Here is a 20,290-nt window from a genome sequence, read left to right as displayed (position 1 = left end):
AAAAAGTAGCGGCTGATGCAGTCTTACTGAGGTTAAGTAGCTACTTACCCTATAAGTTAGAACTGGTATTTGACACTCGCCGTAAAGTTAATCGGCTCACCTGGCATAGTCCACAACTTATAATACGAGCTTTCAAAATACTGCTCATTAAATAAGTTGTTCACATCGATCATTAGACTAAATCGGCTCGTTAGATCGACTGCTGCTGACAAGTTCACTAATGTGTATGCAGGCAAAATGTAGTCTGGATCAGTGGTCTCACCCAAACGATCGCCAACATAGTTTACCGTCGCACCAAAGTAAGCTTCTTTACCCATGATGTCTGTGTAATGTCTTAATGCAACGTGACCGACATGCTCTGCAACGTTAATTAAGCGAGAACCTTTAGGAATAGGCACGCCCCAATCGTTATCAATTAAGTCTTTGGCAGTTCTTGCATCCGTATAAGCATAGGCGAGTTCAATGCTGGTATCGGCGGTGAGTGCCGTGGTTAATTGAAACTCAACGCCCTGACTTTCTACTTCACCTAGCGTTGCAGATAAACCAGTGTCTGGCTCAGCTGTTAGCATGTTGGTTTTACTCGCATCATACAGTGCTAAGCTACCTGAAAACCTGTCCGCCACATCTTGCCACTTAAGGCCCACTTCAAACGATTTGGTTTGCTCTGGCTCAAATGGGTTTCTGTCTGAATCTAAACCTGGATTGGGTCTGAAACCTTCTGCATAGCTTGTATATAGGTTGATATTGTTATCTAACTCATAGACAAAGCCAAAACGAGAAGACACTTCCGTTTGATCTTGTTCTTGTGATTCGTTATCAATCTTATTCAAAATATGTTGGTTAAATTTATCTACCCTAAAGCCAAGTAACAGTTTGGCTCTGTCAGTTAACTCAATTAAATCTTGTGCATAAAAGCCCAAGCCTTTTTGCTCTTCAGAGGTCAATGTAGTTGGTGAGGTTTCAGGTTGATCCATTGTGTAATCAGGATTATTCGGATCGATGGCATAAGTCGTATCACCCGATCCCCAAGCCGTTCTCCACACTCGGTAATCAGTATCAAGTTGGAAATTATAGTAATCTAACCCGATTAATAGATTATTCTTAACGCCGCCTAATGTAACGTCGCCGCTAACTTCAAAGCGAGCTGAAAAATCCTGCGCTTGATAATCTCGCTCTCGTCGCTGTCTTGATAACAGGTCTGGGTTGGTATAAATCAGCTGTCGGCCGTCAGATAGCTCTGTATCAGACGATTGGCCTTTAAAAGATGAATCTCTGTACGCTAAGCCCGTTAATAAATGCCACTGGTTATTGAATTGATGGTTTAACAATAACTGATGACCTAAGGCTTTCACTTCATGAGCGCCGTCACGCGTGTCGCCATAAAAAGCCGATGTATCAACAGAATCAAAGTCGTTATCTAGTACATACACGCCGCGATCTAATGGTTTGCTTTGATCTAAGATTTCCATTTCGTAGCTTAGGCTTGTCGCATCAGAAATATTCCACAATAAAGATGGGCTTAAGTTTAAGCTTTCAACATCAACATGGTCACGGAATGTCTCTGAATCTTCATAGAAACCATTAATACGGTAAGCAACATCATCGCTTATCCCTTTCGTATGGTCGAACTCAACTTGCTTGGTATTGTAATTACCTAAAGTACCTTGAATATAGCCCTGCTCAACAAACTGAGGCTTTTTGGTAATAATATTGACAGTACCACCTGGCTCACCTTGACCATATAACGCTGACCCTGGCCCTTTCATCACTTCAATAGTTTCGATGTTAGCCGTGTTTCGATTACCGTTGTAGCCACGTGAATTAAAGCCATTCACTAAATAACCCGTTGGGTTATTCTCGTCGCCAGAGAAACCACGGATAGCAAAACTATCAAACATACCGCCAGAATTATTTTGTCTTACCACACTAGGCGAGTAATCTAAGGCATCCATAAAACGAGTAATTCCCTCGTTTTGTAAGGTTTCTGCATTAATTCTATCTACGGCTTGCGGCGTTTCAATCAATGGCACATTACCTCGGTAAGGCTGCCATAATCTGTTCACCTCAATACGCTCAATGTCATCTTGGTTTTCTGACGTTGGGGTTATATTATCTTGTGCAATTGCACCATTAGAAATGATAAGTATTGAGTATAGAAAATGCTTTTTCACGTGCTTTTCTCGATGAGGGCTGATTAAAAAAACGCAATGTTACAACATATCATTACCTTCGTCAAAGCCAAGTCTCACAACAAATCGTTAAAACAAGAGCAAACGCAATATTGGGCAATTAGCCTTTTAAAAGGCTTGGAGTTTTTTATGTTCAAAAAGAATACATAACGATAAAAGTAACGGTTCAATAGATAGTATTTGAAGGTGCGGACAATAGTGAATACTTACTCAAATTAGAATTACCTAATCATTAAGGATAAATCCCAAAGCTATTCCTGAACCTAGTGCTACAGCCTTTGCACCGACAGCAAATCCAGCAGTTGTACCTTCACCAAAAACCAGCAGTCTGCATAACGGAAGTACCCAGTCATCCTTTATCTGCTATATAATCGCTATAACTGCTTGGTTTGCGCTGTAGCAATACCCCTTTTGAGAAAGGCAATTTAATTGTCGAAAAAAAAGTAAATAATTCCTCCCAAAAGCATACAAAATACAAAGGATATTTCTACGATTATTGCGAGTACTCTATCGTAAGTGCGAGAATGCCGTAGAATTGCTTCATCAGCTAATACAGGGTATTTTGAAGGCTTACCACGAGCCAAGATTGAGGTGAAAATGGAAATTCTAAATCCCCACCCTTTTTCATCCCACCAAGGAATATCAATACCCTCAGCCAACATTTTTCGCTCTATTGTTTTCATTGTCGTGCGAGTAAATAGTAAAGTACTAAATAGCCATACAACACATCCAATTACGGAAAGATACTGAAAGATTTCTATAATTAAAGAGTCCATATTCCTTAAATCACTTATGTACTGATGAGCTTAGGTCATATGCGCTACCTGCTGCAAACTTTCCAAAAGCATCACCAAGTTTACCTGCACCATAACCAGCACCAATTCCCACACCAATTAGAATGACCCAACCAACAGGCCCTAGAGCTAATGCGATTCCAGCACCTAGAGCTACAGTTTTCGCACCAACATAAAGCCCAGCTGCTGTCCCAAATCCAAAACCAGTCGTCTCAACAACAGCTCGGCGCTGCCAATCTTTACCTGCTTTATAATCGTTATAAACACTATCAGCTCGAATACCAGCATCTAATGCGATAATCCCTTTACCTGCTATGTCAGACGCCATTTCTAAACCACGAATACTGCGTATACCTGATAAAGAGGTCAGTCTTAATCGTGAGATATTACGACTACTTCTAGCGATGTTGCTTCCTCGTTCAGCACTTGACCAGATATTGCCACGTTTATTTGCCTTAACCACACCACTGAAATGTTTAACTTCTCGAGCAAATTTTTCGTTGAGGTCTAAATGAGCCGCTTTCGCAATTTGGCCTAATTTAATTAACGTCGTTTTGTTCGCTTTATTTTTAGAAGCATGATGAATATCGATTAAAGCTGTTTGATATTTGAATATCGCTTTACCAAAACTACTTAGGCGCCCTTCTTTAGCAGCGATTGCAGTCGCGCCCGCGCCTAAACCCGTTAATGAATCAACATTCCCTTCAGTCATCTCCCTTGCTGTCGCAACGTAAGGCTTTATCTCTTTTTCATATACTGCAGCAATTGCTTGGAGTTGTTCATCACCAAAAAAGTTATTCATTTGAGCAACTTTACGTTGGGATTGCGAAGGCCAGTTATACACTTCTGACAAAGCACAGGCGAGATCAGGGCGAGATTGCTGAACTGCTTGCGTCTTATCTGTAGGCAATACAAACGGAGTCCCAGCGGGTAGAAAGTTACCTAATATATGCGGGTTATTTGTTCGAAATGCTTTTACTTGTTCAAGATCATTAGCATCGATAGGTAAAGAGGCGCGGCTTTGTGTGCTAAAACACAGATCATATTCTTGAGGCATTAGAATTCCTTTCTAATTGAGCTATCCATAATTTCTAAACAGATTTTACACGAAAACCTTTACGACACAACATATTGAACAAAAATCAAACAACACAAATTGAAAGTTAATTGAGCCCGTAGTTATACGGCAGGCTAATGACTTACGTTATCAGAATGCTTTGCTTACTCTCGCAGTCAAACATTAGGAACTCTAAGCGCAAAAAATAAAAAGTCGTGATGCTTTTTTGATAGTAGTGAGCTTGTTCATTACTGCGTGATTGCTCAGTAATACGCCCCTTTTAAAGATAAAAATTAAGTTTACTCTGCTCACTCTTGTTACACTGATCACCTATTGTCAATTCAAGGATGAGTAATGGATTTCACCTACCTCGTTTTAGCTTTAGTGTTTATCGTACTTATTAGGCTATTTATCGCCCTTATTAACCGTCCCCAGCAGTTAAGCTATCGTCAAAAAAGTAAATTATTCTCCCCTGCAGAACGCTCATTTTTAGGCGTACTTGATACCGCCTGTACAGCTCAATATCGTGTATTTGCCAAAGTACGTGTTGCCGATGTGCTTACCCCTGAAAAAGGCTTAAACCGTAGCAACTGGCAAACCGCATTCAATCGAATTTCAACCAAGCACTTCGACTATATATTGTGTAAACCCGACACCATGGAATTTGTTGCAGCCATAGAGCTAGACGACAAAAGCCACAACAGCAAACGGGCTCAAAAACGTGATGCACTCATTAACTATGCTTGTAAAAGCGCCCAACTGCCACTCATACGATTTCCAGCCAAAGCGAGATATTCAGTCCAAGAAATAAAACAAGTCATAGAGCAGTCCGTAACGCCTGAAATCAAAGGTAGCCTTTAGCAAGTGGTAACACCAAAACACAAACTGACGATACATATTGTAACACTCTGCTTTTTATATGATTTAATTTCAAACTTTCGGACAAAACAGTGCGCTAACCCATTGCAATTGGTTAAAAAATTGGCGTATTGTAGAACCAACAAAAAACTAACGCAGGCCAAGCTCTTAATCCAATAAGAGAACGCCTTTCAGGGAAGAAGAAGCCAATCATTCGCTTGTAAAAGTCAGTTCATTTGAACCACACGAGCACCAAGTGAAAAGTTTGATCTGAGCCACTTAATATTCATAGCAGCTTAGCAACGGCGCCCAGATATAAGAATTAAAAAGGAGTTAGAGTGATAATTGATTCTATGCATGTAGAAAAATTTCGAGGTTTTCAGAACATCGAATTTGATTTAGGTAAGCAGGTAACTTTAATTGCTGGTCAGAATGGAACACAAAAAAGCACTTTGTTGGGTATGCTAACTCAAACATTTTCTATCGGTAAAACACACTCATTTCATGGACAATCCCCACTGTCTGGAGGTAGTTTTCGTTCAAGTTTCAGCGACAAATTTAGGTTATCTCCTAAATTTGATGAGCCAAGAGAGCATGAGTGGACGCTCACATTATCTGGTTCAAATGACAAATTTACAATTGAAAGTATACCTAGAACAAATGCCACAAGCCATTTAAGGTTTTGGCGAAAAGGCAACCGTAAAGTAGGCTCAGGCTACATCCAGTTACCAGTAATTTTTCTAAGTCTTAAACGGTTATTACCAAATGCAGAAGAGTCAGGTTTTGACGAAGACCCTTCGACAACCCTTAGTGATGATGAAATCGTTTTTTATAAAAAATGGTACCAGAGCATTTTAATTTCTGATGATAAATTAGAGAAAATCGACTACCTAAAAAGTAAGAATAAGGAGACTGCTGGAGTTACATCGGATCATTATGACTGGCGTTCTAATTCTGCTGGACAAGATAATGTAGGAAAAATTCTTCTGGCTATCATATCGTTTAAACGGTTGAAGGACTCTTTTCTTGATGAATATAAAGGCGGAATTTTAGCAATTGATGAGATCGATGCGGCATTGTATTCGGGAGCGCAACTAAAATTACTTGAAGCATTAATGAACTTTTCTTCAAAGCTTAACATTCAAATAATAGCAACAACACATTCAATGCCCATGATTGAGAAGGCGATTGAAACAAGTAAAGCGAAAGGTAGAGAGAAATCAACGAAGGTTATCTATCTGAAAAAGTCCGATGGTGTAGTCACTTTAGAAAAGGATTTAAACGCGGAAAAAATAAAGAATCATTTAGATGTATCTTTAGGGAAGGTTATTAAATTATCAATTGATGTATTTGCTGAAGATGAGGAGTGCCGCGATTTCTCTAGAGCCTGTTTAGGTAGAAAATTTAAAGGATTAAATTATGTAAACTGCTCTTTAGGTTGTGAAAACCTAATTCAGCTAGCAAAACAAAAAATTCCAACATTCTTGTATCCCAACTCAGTTGTTGTAGTTGATGGTGATGTTGCCCCCAATAAAATAGCGAATTTTAAAAATTACATTACACTGCCCGGCCTTGACTCTCCTGAGAAAGTACTTTCTACATTTTTAAGTGGACTAAATGATGCTGATAGCTTTTGGACTGTGAAAAATCCTGCTTACAGCAAGCAAATTTGCTTTAGAGATTACACATTTGAAGATATTCAATCTGATAGAACCAAAGCTAAGAAATGGTACAACGATCAAAAAGCCACTGGTGTTTGGGGAAATGGTGCTTCGGAGCTTTATAAGCGCTATTTCAAAGAGCACCCTAAAGAAAAAGAAAATTATATAGAAAAATTTAAATCAATTTACGATGAGGTAGTTAAGCGTAAAGGGTTTTAGAGCCTTTTAGCTTTGTATAATAAGGAATTTTATGAAGATTTTTAATGAGATCGCTAAAGAGAGCAAACTTGCAAAGCTGGTGGATGCAGCAAAAGAAAATCATGTGGGTTATGTGTATTCAATGAATTTTAGCGAAGCGTTAGTACTGACCAATGATGCTTGGAAAGAAAAAGTGTCAGGCATACCTCACAACAGTTTTCTTATAGCATCTGGCTTTGACCCTGACAGGTTAAATGAAGCCCATGAGTTAGATAGAGAAGTTGTGTTATTGAGAGTGTTAGGTCCTTCAGGGTTGCCAACAGATGTGGACTTGTTACGCACAAGAATTGAGCATAATCAGCGAAGAACTGAAGATGAAATATTTACCAAGGATGTTCACGATGGACTGGATGCCATAACTCAATCTGAACTTCAATACGGCGCATTGAAATGCAGAATTTTGGGAACCTTTTATATTAGAGATGGTGAACTGAGGCTGGGTAGTGATATAGAAAACTACATGTCTTCAACAAAGTTACGAGTTTTCAAGCCGCGTGATGAATCGCTAAATATGATAGTTAATCATATGAACCCTGAAGTGATGTCCAAGGCATTAGAGGAAGCACAAAAATCAGGTTTTAGTGGAATGCCCACTCCAATCGAAATAGGTACCATCCGTTACACTTCTTCTGATCGCCTGCATCGCGGACAGACAGAACCAAAAGTTCCTGTTCAGATCCAACCTACGGATTTTTTAGCTAGAAGAACTGCGATTCTGGGCATGACACGGACGGGTAAATCTAATACTTTGAAGACTACTGTTTCTGCTGTGGCTCTTGCTGCGGTGAAAGATAATAACAATGTTGGTCAGATCATTTTTGACATTAATGGCGAATATGCAAATGCGAATCATCAAGATGATGGAAGCTCTATTGCTGACGTTTTTGCAGATGATGTTGTGTGTTATAGGGGCATAAAAACAAATGATCCTACCTTCCGGGATTTGCGAAATAACTTTTATGAAAAACCTCATGTTGGTTTGACAATAATTCAGAGTTTATTGAAAGAAGAGCAGCTAGCAAATGATATGAAAATACTAGTATCTTCATTCTCATTAGATGAACTTCCAGATGACGCAACTGATAGCGAGAAATATCGACATGAAAGAAATTTGGCTGCTTTTAAATCGCTACTATTTGTTCGAGGTTTTACACCATCAACAGGAATGAAAGTTAAACTTGCTGTTTCTAAAGCAGTTAAACGACAAATACTAGAGAATGTGTTTCCAGAAATTGTATCTGAATTTGAAGATGAATTGGGAAAGAAACCTAGTCAAACAGATTTAGAACAAAAGGCTCTAAATTACTTCCCAGATTATAACAATGGTGTTTCATTGCGAGAACTTGCTGACTTTTTCAAGTATGCGAGGGAAGCTGACAGAGCTATTCGAAAAGATCATGCTGATGCAGTGAAAGCATACAAAAAGGATGGCACCAAGATTCCTACAGGCCTTTGGCCGTCTTTGCGCAGTGGTAAATCAAAAGATGATTGGCTTGATGATAATTTAAAAGCAATGTGTAACTTGATTGTTGGAAAATCTGAATCAGATATGCCGATAAGAGTTAAAAGCTTATTGGGGCCTATTGCTAATTATCATAGTGCTAACAGACAAGGAGAAGTGGAAGCTGAGATTTATAACTTATTGCTCGATGGTAAAGTTGTAATTCTAGATTTATCTGTTGGTACGGAGGAAGTCCGAAAATCAATGGCTGTAAGGATAGCTCATTATATTCTAGAACACTCTATGGCAACTTTTCATCGCGGCGAAAAGAATACTAATATTGTAATGTATGTTGAAGAAGCTCATAACTTAATTGGTAAAAAGGAAGATTTGTCGACAACTTGGCCTCGAATCGCAAAAGAAGGAGCAAAGGCTAAAATAGCATTTGTTTATGCTACCCAAGAGCCATCTTCAATACACCCAAATATACTTGCAAACACTGAAAATTGGTTCGTTACTCATTTGAATAACGAAGACGAATTAAGAGCATTAGGAAAATTCTATGACTTTGCAGATTTCCACGCATCATTGAAAACAGCTCAGGATGTCGGATTCGCTAGGATAAAGACGCTGTCTTCTCCTTTTGTTATACCTACTCAAATAAACCGTTTTACGCCTGAAGAGCTGAAATCCGAATTAGCAACTTATAAGTTTGGAGAGCAGAATGCCATATAGTCGAGAACGAGCGTCCAAGGGTGGTCATTCAGATTTAGTCCGAAATCCAGATGTTGCTGCGTTTTTAAATGAGTGTGACTTCATAAAGCAGCCAACTGAAGAAGAAGCGAAGGAAATTGTAAAAGACTTCGTGGAGATTAGTCCAAGTGATACTTTACCCTCTACGGTTTTTGCTTCAGATGCTAGTCCTTATTCGGAGCCTATTAATGGTATGTTTCCGAGTACACAAATTGGTTACGTAAAAAACAGCATTGTTTTAATCAATGTTAATAATTATGAGGGGTTATCTTCACCAGATAGTCGATATATAGATCCCTTCAAAGTTGCCGAACTGCACCGTAATGCAGATGCTATTTCGTTTACCTTGCCCGGAAGTAACATCAGATACAAAGGCGCAACAACGGTTGCTGATGGCTTTAGGCGAGCTGTGTGGGAGCAGCTTTCAGATGATAGAACTAAAATGGCTCAAAGTGGTGATTTCAATGTGGTTGGCACATTATTGGCTATAGAAAAAGAAAACACTATTATTCTTAATAAATGCCCATCTTGTAAGAGTAAGCCACCGACTCCTTTTATTTTTAGTGACGCTAATACGATACATACGTGTGATAGCTGTGGAGAAGAAGTATATCTAACTGACTCATTGCGCTTACATGAACCAATTACAGAGTTTGGTGATAATGCTTCTGCAATTACTCGCTTTATGAATGTAGTTGAACACTTAAACATTGCAAACTTGATTAGGATGCTCCACCACTATCAGCCTGAAAGCCTAAGTGAAATGGCGTTTTTTATAGATGGACCGTTAGCTGTATTTGGCGAGCCTGCTGATATTCACCGAAGGCTAATGAAATTTTACTTTGATATATCGGAAAATATGAAAAGCCGAGGTTATAAAGCTCCAATAATCTTAGGGTTAATTAAAACAGGTCAGGTTGCAGAGCATGCTAGTGCGTTAAATAAACATATAAAGAAAAACACAATCAAGTTATTAACTGATAAATACAAGGGACGCTGGATAAGAGGGAAGTATGACCCAAATGGGTGTATAGGCTATGAAACATACTACGGGCAAGACTTTTTGTATAAAACTGACAGTGGAAGAATGTTTACGTTTTGCATACCCTATCCTCATGAAAGAAAAGGGGAAAGAAAGGTTTTTCAATTCACTAAAAGTGAAATAACTAAATATCAGGATACTTTGGAAAGAACACTCGGTATAATTAAGCTCTTTGAACTCGAATTATACGAAAATGCCGTCGTTCCGATTGCTCTAGCACATAGACATGCTTCAATCAGCTTAATGCCTGGTGGCAAGGTATTGGAGTTAGTTTCTAGAAACGGCTTGAATGTTAAGAAATAATAATTGTGAATGAACCAAGATATACTAAAGATGCTATAGACAGCTTGAAGTCTCAACGCGTCATAAAATCTTTCGAACTGCCAAAATTGAAATCAAACCTTTCTCCTTTTCGTTATCCAGGGGGGAAAGGCAAACTGTCTAAATTTTTGGCGGTATTTTTAGCATCAAATGATCTAAAAGGAACTAAATTTGTTGAACCTTTTTGTGGTGGTGCAGGTGGCTCCTTGCCTTTACTTGAGGCTGGCGTAATTAGCAAGTTGGTTTTGAATGATGCAAACCCGTTTATTGCTGAATTTTGGCATGCTGCGATAAACAACACTAAAGTATTAAGTAAAGAAATTCGAAAAGTAAATGTTAACCTCGAAACTTGGCACAAATATAAAGCTATTTTTGAAGGTAGCGTTGATGCTTCTGATATAGAAAAAGCCCTTAGTGTTTTCTTTCTAAATAGAACTAACAGATCTGGAATACTTCATGCTGGTCCTATTGGAGGCCAAGCACAAAATGGAGAATATCTAATAGATTGCCGCTTTAATAAAGATAACCTTATTGAAAGGGTTGAAAATATTGCAAAATTTAAAAGAAAAACCATAGTAACAAATGAAGACGCGTCTTCCTTGGTTTTTAAGCTAAAACAAAGCAACTGCTTCATATATGCTGATCCGCCTTACGTCAAAGAAGGGAAGAACATCTACAAAAAATATTGCTTTAATGATCATCAACATACTACGTTTGCCAATGCCATTAAACATCAAAAGAACCCTTGGCTAATTTCTTATGATGATGCTCCCTTAGTTCATGAGTTATATGCAAAGTCAGGCATTAATGTTATAGAGTTAAGCTACGTTATGAATAAAGCAAAAGTTGGGCGGGAATTATTAATAGCTTCAAGTAACTTAAATATGCCAAACCTTAACTCACAAGTAGAGAACATATCTGATTCGTTTACACTTACTAAATCAATTATTGCTGTAAATGAAAATTAGCTTTTTTATTTCATCACATCTTTTGAAGCATTAATTTCTGTCTAATATTCCACATGTAAAAACCCACCTACATAGCAGGTGGATTTGACTCAGCTCCCTTCCAGGCGTTCCTATACTAAGATTCCTACGCAAATACGCTGCTGGAATGACATTTGGCCAACAGCATCATAATTTCGTCGCTGGAGATGAAAGGACAATGAAACATAAGGTTTTCATCGAGTAGTTGACTAGTGTCGATGAGCACTCAAGCAGTTCTTCTAACAACATATACAACCAAATAGCGTCACTGCCGAAAGTAAGACAAAAAAGCCGTTGCTTTTGGCCACGGAGTTGACTGGTGTCAATGAGTAGCCAAAAGTGTCAACTAACGCAGCATAGCTGAGGTTAAGTAGCCATTATTATTCGTAGTCAGATAGAGGGACGCAAGAACACATTAAGTTGCGGTCTCCATAAACATCATCAATACGATTCACCGTCGGCCAGAACTTATTCGCCTTAACCGCTGCACTTGGGAACACGGCTTCTTCACGGCTGTATGGGCGTGAGTCAAACTCGCTGTCCATAATATCAGCTAGGGTATGCGGTGCATTGTGCAGTGGGTTGTTGTCGCTTGGCCACTCGCCTGCTTCAACTTTAGCGATTTCGCCGCGAATTGAGATCATTGCTTCAACGAAACGGTCTAGTTCAACTTTTGACTCTGATTCTGTTGGCTCAATCATCAGTGTGCCCGCTACTGGGAAGCTCATGGTTGGTGCATGGAAGCCATAGTCATTAAGACGCTTAGCGATGTCCATTTCGGTCACGCCAGATGTTTCTTTAAGCGGGCGCAGGTCGATAATACATTCGTGAGCAACACGGTCGTTACGGCCAGTGAATAATACTGGGTAATGGCCTGATAGCTTTTTCATCACGTAGTTGGCATTTAATAGTGCCATTTGCGTAGACTGTTTCACGCCTTTAGTACCAAGCAGCTTAATGTACATCCAGCTGATTGGGAGGATGCTAGCACTGCCGTATGGCGCGGCAGAGACTGCGCCGTTGTTGTCGCTTTCACGGCCTGGTTTAACGATTTGATGACCTGCAACAAATGGCGCTAAATGCTTTTTGATACCGATTGGGCCCATACCTGGTCCGCCGCCGCCATGTGGAATCGCGAAGGTTTTGTGTAGGTTAAGGTGCGATACGTCTGCGCCGATAAAGCCTGGTGACGTTAAGCCAACCTGTGCGTTCATGTTGGCGCCGTCAAGATACACTTGACCGCCATGTTGATGCACGATTTCACAGATTTCAGCAATTGATTCTTCATACACACCGTGAGTCGATGGGTAAGTGATCATGATGCACGATAAGCTGTCAGCAAGCTCAGCGGCTTTTGAACGTAAGTCTTCTAAATCAACGTTGCCGTCTTTATCACACGCTGTCACAACCACTTTCATGCCTGCAAGCTGGGCTGACGCTGGGTTAGTACCGTGAGCAGATTGTGGGATTAAACAGATGTCTCTGTGTCCGTCGCCACGTGACTCGTGGTATTTCTTAATCGCAAGCAGACCTGCGTATTCGCCTTGTGCGCCTGAGTTAGGCTGGATACAAACGGCATCGTAACCTGTGATGTTGACTAAGAAGTCAGATAATTCGTTGATAAGCTGAGTGTAACCTTCAGCTTGGTCAAGTGGGCAGAATGGGTGCATGTTCGCAAATTCTGGCCAGCTTACCGGTAGCATTTCAACAGCCGCGTTCAGCTTCATCGTACATGAGCCTAACGAAATCATTGAATGGTTAAGGGCTAAATCTTTGTTCTCAAGACGCTTGATGTAGCGCATCATTTCAGTTTCGCTTTGGTAGCTGCTGAATGTTGGGTGAGATAAGATTTTGTCGTGACGGATAAGCTCAGCAGGGATTGAACCTTTGCCTTCGCCAAATGCAGCGCCATTAATGATGTCGGTGTCGATGACTGTCACATCAAGCTTGTGCCCTTCACCTAAAATGACATCAAATAACTGTGCAATATCTTCGCGGGTGGTGGTTTCATCTAAGCTGATACCCACAATGCCGTCAGCATCGATACGTAGGTTCATTTCAGCGGCTAATGCACGTGCATTAACGGCATCAACATCAAGTCCTTTTAATGAAACCGTGTCAAACCATGTGTTGTTAACCAGCTCAACACCTTTGGTTTTAAGACCCACGGCTAAAATGTCAGTTAAACGATTAATGCGGCTGGCGATATTTTTAAGGCCAACTGCGCCATGGAATACAGCGTAAAACGACGCCATGTTTGCCAGTAAAATTTGTGCGGTACAAATGTTTGAGTTGGCTTTTTCGCGGCGAATGTGCTGCTCACGCGTTTGCATTGCCATGCGCAGTGCTTTGTTGCCACGGGTGTCTTTAGATACACCAATAATACGACCTGGCATTGAACGCTTATGGGCGTCACGAGCCACAAAGAAGGCTGCGTGTGGCCCGCCGTAGCCCATTGGTACACCAAAACGCTGTGCGCTACCAAATACGATGTCTGCGCCCATTGAGCCTGGCGACTTAAGCAGTACTAACGACATGATGTCAGCAGCAACGGTGACAATGGCTTTCTTTTCAGCAAGCTTGGCAAACAGTTCTGTGTTGTCGGTGATTTCACCATGGCGGTTGGTGTATTGGAATAATGCGCCAAATAGTTCGTAGTTAGCGGCTTCTTCAGCTGGCCCTACAATCACTTCAAAACCGAAACATTCGGCACGGGTTTGCACAACATCTAATGTTTGTGGGAACACATCATCTGCCACAAAGAAGATATTCGCTTTTTTGGCTTTAGAGACACGCTTGGCCATGGCCATAGCTTCAGCGGCTGCGGTCGCTTCATCAAGCAGTGACGCTGATGCAAGGTCAAGACCGGTTAGGTCCATCGACACTTGTTGGAAGTTTAAAATTGCTTCTAAACGGCCTTGAGCGATTTCTGGCTGGTAAGGGGTATAGGCAGTGTACCAACCCGGATTTTCAAACACGTTACGTAAAATGACGTTTGGTACTTCAGTACCGTAGTAGCCCATACCGATGTAGCTTTTGAATACTTTGTTTTTATCAGCAATGGTGCGGATGTAGGCTGTGCCTTCCGCTTCGCCACATGAATCACCAATGGTTAACTCTTGCGGTAAACGAATTGACCCAGGCACAGTTTGTGCGGTTAAGTCTTCAAGCGACTCAGCGCCAACGTAGTTCAACATTTCTTGTTGTTGAGTTTCGTTAGGGCCAATGTGTCGGCTTAAAAATAATTCGTGTTGCTCTAATTGAGTTAGGGTTTGCTTTGTCATGAGAAGTCGTGTTCCAAATCTGCCAGAATCAAGCTGTAGGGCATTAAACTGGTCTAGGGAAAAATGTTGTTGTGCAATACTTTAAAGGTGAGCGGAAGGATCGCTAAAACCTTTAAAAAAGTTAAAAGGCAAAACAAAAAGAAGCTCCCAAGGGAGCTTCTCGTTAGCGTCGACGATTATTCTTCGTCGATCACTTCTTGGTAACCGTCAGCGTCTAACAAGTTAGCTAATTCAGCTTCGTCAGATGCCTTAACACGGAAGAACCAACCTTCACCAAATGCTTCGCTGTTAACGAGCTCAGGTGAATCTTCTAATGCTTCGTTTACGGCAACAACTTCACCAGAAATAGGCGCGTAAATGTCTGATGCTGCTTTAACTGACTCAGCTACAGCGCAATCTTCACCTGCTGTTACTGTGTCGCCAACTTCCGGTAATTCTACGAATACCATGTCACCTAATAGCTCTTGTGCATGCTCAGTGATACCCACTGTGAAGGTGCCGTCTTCTTCTTTACGGATCCACTCATGAGATGAAGCATATTTAAGTTCAGCTGGAATGTTGCTCATTGTCGTTGTTCCTTTAGTTCATGTTCTGCATATTGTTCAAATACGGTTATCTACTGTTATAGATAATATTTTAAGTTTTTAATCCTCAAAGGATTAATTCTTAATTATTTGATCTGAACGATATTAAAATGCTTGTTTGCCGTTACGTACAAAACTTGGTGCGATAACTTTAACCGCTACGCGTTTTTTGCGCATTTCAACTTCTGCGGTGTCGCTAATACCCTTAGGTACGCGTGCCATGGCAATAGAATAGCCTAAAGTTGGCGAGAAAGTCCCGCTGGTGATCGAACCTTCATGTTCAACACCGTCTGCGTCAGTGAAAAACACTGGCATGCCGTGACGAAGGACACCTTTTTGTTCCATCACTAGGCCGACTAATTTGTCTGGGCCTGCCGCTTTAATCGCAGTTAATGCTTCACGACCAATAAAGTCACGATCTTCTGGCTCCCACGCAATCGTCCAACCCATGTTGGCGGCTAATGGGTTAATGGTTTCATCCATATCTAAACCGTAAAGGTTCATGCCTGCTTCTAAACGTAGGGTGTCACGTGCACCGAGTCCACATGGCTTAACGCCTGCTTCTAATAGTGCTTGCCATAAAGCTTCAGCTTCAGCTTCTGGGACGATAATTTCGTAACCTGCTTCACCGGTGTAACCAGTAGTCGCAATGAATAATGACTCAGACTGCACACCAAAGAACATTTTCATGCCTTCTACTGCAGCGTTTTGCTCAGCACTAAACACTTCAGCCGCTTTCGCTTTAGCATTTGGGCCTTGAACGGCAATCATTGCCAGCTCTGGACGCTCTGTAATCGTCACATCAAAGCTCGCTGATTGCTTGTCCATCCATGCTAAGTCTTTAACACGCGTCGCTGAGTTAACCACCACGCGGTAATGAGTATCGTTAAGGTAATAAGTAATAAGGTCGTCGATAACACCTGCGTTGTCATCAAGCATGCCACTGTATAGGGCTTTGCCAGGCACTTTAAGCTTAGCAATATCATTTGCTAATAATTTACGTAGGAATGCACAAGCCTCAGTACCTGTCACATCGACAACCGTCATGTGTGATACATCGAACATACCTGCGTCTTGGCGCACAGCGTTATGTTCTTCAATTTGAGAACCATAGTTAAGTGGCATATCCCAACCGTGGAAATCGACCATCTTGCCATTTGATTCTAAGTGCTTGTTAAAGAGTACAGTTTTATTAGCCATTATTATCTCTTTTTTTATGAGCCTTCTGGAGGTGAAACGAATGAAGGCATTTTATAAATGCGCCAAAATTATACCCATAGGGTTAATTTTGTATAGTAGGAAATTTTCTAATCCGAGGGAATTAACATTAGTTTAACTAATGCGAAGGGTGTAGTTTTTTTACAAGTATTTCATCCACTTCGGCCGATCCCCTGATATATAACAAGTTTTAGGCCGAAGGGAAGGTGATATTTTAGTCACGACATAACTTAGGAAGTTTGAGTTTATTGCCTATAGCCTGTTTGATGAACACTGTTTTTAGTCCAGCGGCATTATCAATGAGGTTTAAGCCCAGATCACGAAAGGCTTTTTTGAATGGATTACTGCCAGCAAAGAGTCGTTTAAACCCTTCCATCGCGGTTATCATTTCAATGGCTTCGGCTTTACGGTATCGCTCCAGTGCTCGTAAATTGGCGTAGTCACCAATATCTTTACCTGCCTCATGCAAGTTGGTGACAGTGTCAACAATGCTCGCGGCATCTAAAAAGCCTAGGTTCACCCCTTGTCCAGCTAATGGATGAATGGTGTGCGCCGCATCGCCAGCTAACACCAAACGATGGCGGGCAAAGTGGCGAGCATAGCGCATACGTAATGGATGTGATTGACGCTCGCTAACCAGTTCACAAATGCCTAAACGACCATCAGATGCGGCAGTTAATGCTTTCGAAAACTCTGCAGGCGATAAAGCAAGGAGCCTTTCTGCCTCTTGCGGTGATACTGACCAGACAATTGAGCACAAGTTATCTTCATACAGCGGCAGTAATGCTAACGGGCCGTCGGCCAGAAAGACCTGACGAGCGGTATCTTCGTGGGGCTGTGCGGTGCGAATGGTTGCCACAATGGCATGATGACCATAATCCCAAAATGTCAGTGGAATTTGACATTGACTGCGCACCCAAGAGTTTGCACCATCTGCTGCAACCACCAAGGCTGCACTTAAATTATCACCATTATCTAGCGTCAGCCAAGATTCACGTTCACCAAAAGCCACACGTTCTAATCGCTGGCCTTCAAGGTGGGTGATATTAGCAAGCTCCGCGGTGCGCTTAGCTAAGGCGTAACTAATAGCCTGATTTTCGATAATTGCACCAAGAGAAGGCTCACTAATACTCGCTGCATCAAAAGCAATTTTGCCTAGACCGTCTTTGTCCCAAACGGCCATTTTTTGATAAGGGGCAATGCGGGCTGAGTCAATGTATTGCCAAGCACCTAAGTTAGTAAGTAATCGCTCACTGGCTTTGTTAATCGCGCTTACTCGAAGGCGTGGCTCACCTGTTACGGCCTGTGTTTGGCCAGCATCTATCACCACGACGTTTAAGTCGGCCTCAGCTAAACCAATGGCAGTGGCTAAACCAACCATACCGCCACCAACAATGGCTACATCATAGGTCTGAGTTTGAAACATGTTAGTCCTTCATTTGATTCAGCGAGTGTAAACCCAATATACGTTAACTGGCTTATGCCGTTTTATAGCCCATGGCTTTATGGGCAATTGGCGTTTTCAACGGTGGGCACCATGATAATAATCTTAACCCTAAACTGCGCCCTGCCACTAATGGCCAATACTGATTTGAGAAGCCACGCACTAAAAATTCAACATTGTTAATGGTATTACGGCGATCTTCTTCACGCAGATTCAAATAATGATGGATCAGCGAATGTTGACCAAGATCTAATGCCTGTTTAGCTGTGATGCTGTCACAAATAACCGTTTCGATGGCATCAATTAACCCAACCACATCACGTAAACCTAAGTTAAAACCTTGACCTGCTATTGGGTGTAACGTTTGCGCGGCGTTACCAATAAATACACTGCGATGGTAAATCGGCCTTGGCATATACGATAGGGTTAACGGGTAGCTGACTCGCTCTCCTACATCGGTAAAACGCCCTGCTCGATTGCCAAAAGCACTTTGCAGCTTGGCTAAAAACTCAGCTTTAGAGACGGTTTTCATTGCTTGCGCTTGTTCGCTATCAAGCGCCCATACTAAAGAAAGCCTTGGCTGTTGTGCATTTGACTCAAGCGATACGGACGACATTGGCAGTAAGGCTAATGGGCCAGAGCCTGTGAAGCGCTCGTGCGCCCAGCCATCATGTGGCTTATCAGTTTGCACATTGGCAACCAAAGCAACTTGCTCAAAATCCACTTTCTCGATTTCTTGCTTTAATGCTTGGCGCACTTTTGATTGTGCACCATCAGCAGCCACCAGCAAGGCGGTACGAATTTTCTGACCGTTATTTAATGTTAGGGTATGGCCACTGGTATCTGTTTCTAATTGCTCAAGCCTTGCAGGACAATGCAGTTGAATATCCTGCTGCTTTAACTCATCAAACAGCACTTTGCCGACTTTAGCCAGTTCCACCACCTGTCCCATTGAAGGTAAAGAAAACTGCTCAGCATTCAGTTCGGTCATACCAAAATGACCACGGTCTGAGATATGAATGTTTTCGATACTTGTGCCAAGACTGGCAAGCTTTGGCCAAATGCCTAACCGCGTTAACTCAAACACGGAGCCATGCGCTATTGCAATTGAGCGAGCATCAAAACCTGGGTGCTGTGAGTCTGGTTGCTGGGCTTCAATGATGGCGATAGATAACGGACGCCCTAATTGCTGTTGGTATTTAGCCGATAGCTGCGCAAGCCCTAAAGCTAAACTGGCGCCTGCCATTGCGCCGCCAACAATGGTGATATCAACGTGCGTTACTGCGGGTGCTGAATTAGCGCGACGCTCGGTACTAGAACAAGAATGGGATAGCTCAGTAGCATCGTTGTCAGCTTGGTTTATTGACTGGGTCATAACACGAATTCTTTTTATTATTAGGGCGTACTTTTAGCAATAAAAGGCATAGGTTATCTATGCCTTACTCGCACCATTAATGTAATGGTGAGGTCGCGTCTGTTTCATCAAGTGGTATTTCTGGACCAAATTCTGAGTAACATAATACCGCAGCCATTCTGACAAATTCGTGTAGCTCGATGAAAGCGGCTTCTGATTCATCATCATCACTGACATCAAATTCAACTTGGGCAATTGCACCTAAGTCCTGAATGATTTCACGTACATCAGATGATGCGCCATTGAGCTTTGGCTGAATAAGTGCAATGGCAGTTAAATAACTTTGAACCCATAAAGCTAAACATTCTAAACGTTGGCTTAATGGCTCTTCTTCTTCAGGTAGTAATGGCGAAAAACCAAATTCAGCATCACTTAAACGGGTTGCAGTATCTTTAAATAACTCGCCAATTAATTGCTGCAGCTCTGTGGTTAAAGGTTGGCCGTCATTCATCAGTTCAAGTAACGGTGATAACCAAGCCGTATTCGCTTGCTCTACCCCACCACAAATTAATCCGACTAATGCGCCATGCACCTCAACTGGGTGCTGACCTATTTCTGCAGAATCTAGGGCTTTTTTTAGTTTTTCGATACATAAAGAAGGAGGGGTTGCCATGGTATTTTTCCAATAAATAAACAATCTGCTGCAATGCTAGCAGAGTTAATAACTGCCACCAAATGCTACAGCGAAAGTCGTTAAAATAATTCGTCAATCTGTTAAGTATAAAGCACCTTAAGCCAATTAGCGTAATTCAGGCTCGTTTTACAATGCCGCCAAGAATCAGCATTTGGCTAAAAGGGATTTAATAAATCAAAAGCTAATATTAACGGTCTCAAATATAACTCGATGAACTAAACGATTTTCAATAAACAACGTATCCTTAATGGTGTCTAAAACAAAAGCGCTTGGCGGCTAAACGAGAGTGAACAAACAGTAAATGCTCATTCATCAAGCAAATAGCGCTAAAGCGGGCAAGTTACCTTGCACT

The 20,290-nt window shown here is 41.4% G+C and carries 14 protein-coding genes; 5 read left to right on the top strand and 9 right to left on the bottom strand.

Annotated elements, in window-relative coordinates; translation table 11 throughout:
• Positions 1 to 56: 56 nt before the first annotated feature.
• From SJ2017_RS04160 to SJ2017_RS04150, 3 genes are all read right to left on the bottom strand, one after another.
• Positions 57 to 2,171 (bottom strand): TonB-dependent siderophore receptor, encoded by a 2,115-nt coding sequence (locus SJ2017_RS04160; protein ID WP_080914957.1) that lies wholly within the window; start codon positions 2,169 to 2,171, stop codon positions 57 to 59.
• A 443-nt stretch (positions 2,172 to 2,614) separates the two neighbouring features.
• Positions 2,615 to 2,872 carry a hypothetical protein gene (locus tag SJ2017_RS04155; RefSeq protein ID WP_167692887.1) on the bottom strand — a complete coding sequence of 86 codons (258 nt, stop codon included), beginning with the start codon at positions 2,870 to 2,872 and terminating at the stop codon, positions 2,615 to 2,617.
• Positions 2,873 to 2,975: 103 nt separating this feature from the next.
• Positions 2,976 to 4,040: a hypothetical protein gene (locus SJ2017_RS04150; RefSeq protein WP_080914955.1), complete on the bottom strand. Its 1,065-nt coding sequence runs from the start codon at positions 4,038 to 4,040 to the stop codon at positions 2,976 to 2,978.
• A 354-nt stretch (positions 4,041 to 4,394) separates the two neighbouring features.
• Here SJ2017_RS04150 and SJ2017_RS04145 point away from each other — a divergent pair, with 354 nt between their 5' ends.
• The 5 genes from SJ2017_RS04145 (at position 4,395) to SJ2017_RS04125 (ending at position 11,342) form a co-directional block, all read left to right on the top strand.
• The gene (locus SJ2017_RS04145; RefSeq protein ID WP_080914954.1) at positions 4,395 to 4,901 is read left to right on the top strand and encodes a DUF2726 domain-containing protein; all 507 of its coding nucleotides are present in this window, start codon (positions 4,395 to 4,397) and stop codon (positions 4,899 to 4,901) included.
• A 335-nt stretch (positions 4,902 to 5,236) separates the two neighbouring features.
• Positions 5,237 to 6,778, top strand: a complete 1,542-nt coding sequence (locus SJ2017_RS04140) for an AAA family ATPase (protein ID WP_080914953.1) — start codon at positions 5,237 to 5,239, stop codon at positions 6,776 to 6,778.
• Between the two features lie 31 nt (positions 6,779 to 6,809).
• Positions 6,810 to 8,993: a helicase HerA domain-containing protein gene (locus SJ2017_RS04135; protein WP_080914952.1), complete on the top strand. Its 2,184-nt coding sequence runs from the start codon at positions 6,810 to 6,812 to the stop codon at positions 8,991 to 8,993.
• Positions 8,983 to 10,356: a DNA double-strand break repair nuclease NurA gene (locus tag SJ2017_RS04130; protein ID WP_080914951.1), complete on the top strand. Its 1,374-nt coding sequence runs from the start codon at positions 8,983 to 8,985 to the stop codon at positions 10,354 to 10,356. The genes SJ2017_RS04135 and SJ2017_RS04130 overlap by 11 nt, the downstream gene beginning before the upstream one ends.
• A gap of 5 nt (positions 10,357 to 10,361) precedes the next feature.
• Positions 10,362 to 11,342: a DNA adenine methylase gene (locus tag SJ2017_RS04125; protein WP_167692886.1), complete on the top strand. Its 981-nt coding sequence runs from the start codon at positions 10,362 to 10,364 to the stop codon at positions 11,340 to 11,342.
• Between the two features lie 398 nt (positions 11,343 to 11,740).
• Here the strand turns inward: SJ2017_RS04125 and gcvP are convergent, their stop codons facing one another.
• The 6 genes from gcvP to SJ2017_RS04095 form a co-directional block, all read right to left on the bottom strand.
• Positions 11,741 to 14,644: an aminomethyl-transferring glycine dehydrogenase gene (gene gcvP, locus SJ2017_RS04120; RefSeq protein WP_080914949.1), complete on the bottom strand. Its 2,904-nt coding sequence runs from the start codon at positions 14,642 to 14,644 to the stop codon at positions 11,741 to 11,743.
• 176 nt (positions 14,645 to 14,820) lie between these two features.
• Positions 14,821 to 15,210 carry a glycine cleavage system protein GcvH gene (gcvH, locus tag SJ2017_RS04115; protein ID WP_080914948.1) on the bottom strand — a complete coding sequence of 130 codons (390 nt, stop codon included), beginning with the start codon at positions 15,208 to 15,210 and terminating at the stop codon, positions 14,821 to 14,823.
• A 123-nt stretch (positions 15,211 to 15,333) separates the two neighbouring features.
• Positions 15,334 to 16,428 (bottom strand): glycine cleavage system aminomethyltransferase GcvT, encoded by a 1,095-nt coding sequence (gene gcvT, locus SJ2017_RS04110; protein ID WP_055022589.1) that lies wholly within the window; start codon positions 16,426 to 16,428, stop codon positions 15,334 to 15,336.
• Between the two features lie 232 nt (positions 16,429 to 16,660).
• A complete protein-coding gene (locus tag SJ2017_RS04105) occupies positions 16,661 to 17,872 on the bottom strand; it encodes an FAD-dependent oxidoreductase (RefSeq protein WP_080914947.1) in 1,212 nt (403 codons plus the stop codon).
• Between the two features lie 52 nt (positions 17,873 to 17,924).
• Entirely contained in the window at positions 17,925 to 19,265 is a 1,341-nt protein-coding gene (ubiH, locus tag SJ2017_RS04100) for a 2-octaprenyl-6-methoxyphenyl hydroxylase (protein WP_080914946.1), read from the bottom strand.
• A 76-nt stretch (positions 19,266 to 19,341) separates the two neighbouring features.
• Positions 19,342 to 19,917, bottom strand: a complete 576-nt coding sequence (locus SJ2017_RS04095; protein WP_055022591.1) for a UPF0149 family protein — start codon at positions 19,915 to 19,917, stop codon at positions 19,342 to 19,344.
• Between the last annotated feature and the right edge of the window lie 373 nt (positions 19,918 to 20,290).

The sequence above is a fragment of the Shewanella japonica genome, assembly GCF_002075795.1.
Classification (GTDB): domain Bacteria; phylum Pseudomonadota; class Gammaproteobacteria; order Enterobacterales; family Shewanellaceae; genus Shewanella; species Shewanella japonica.
Note: the sequence above shows the minus strand (reverse complement) of the source record. Positions and strands in the feature narration are given on the sequence as shown.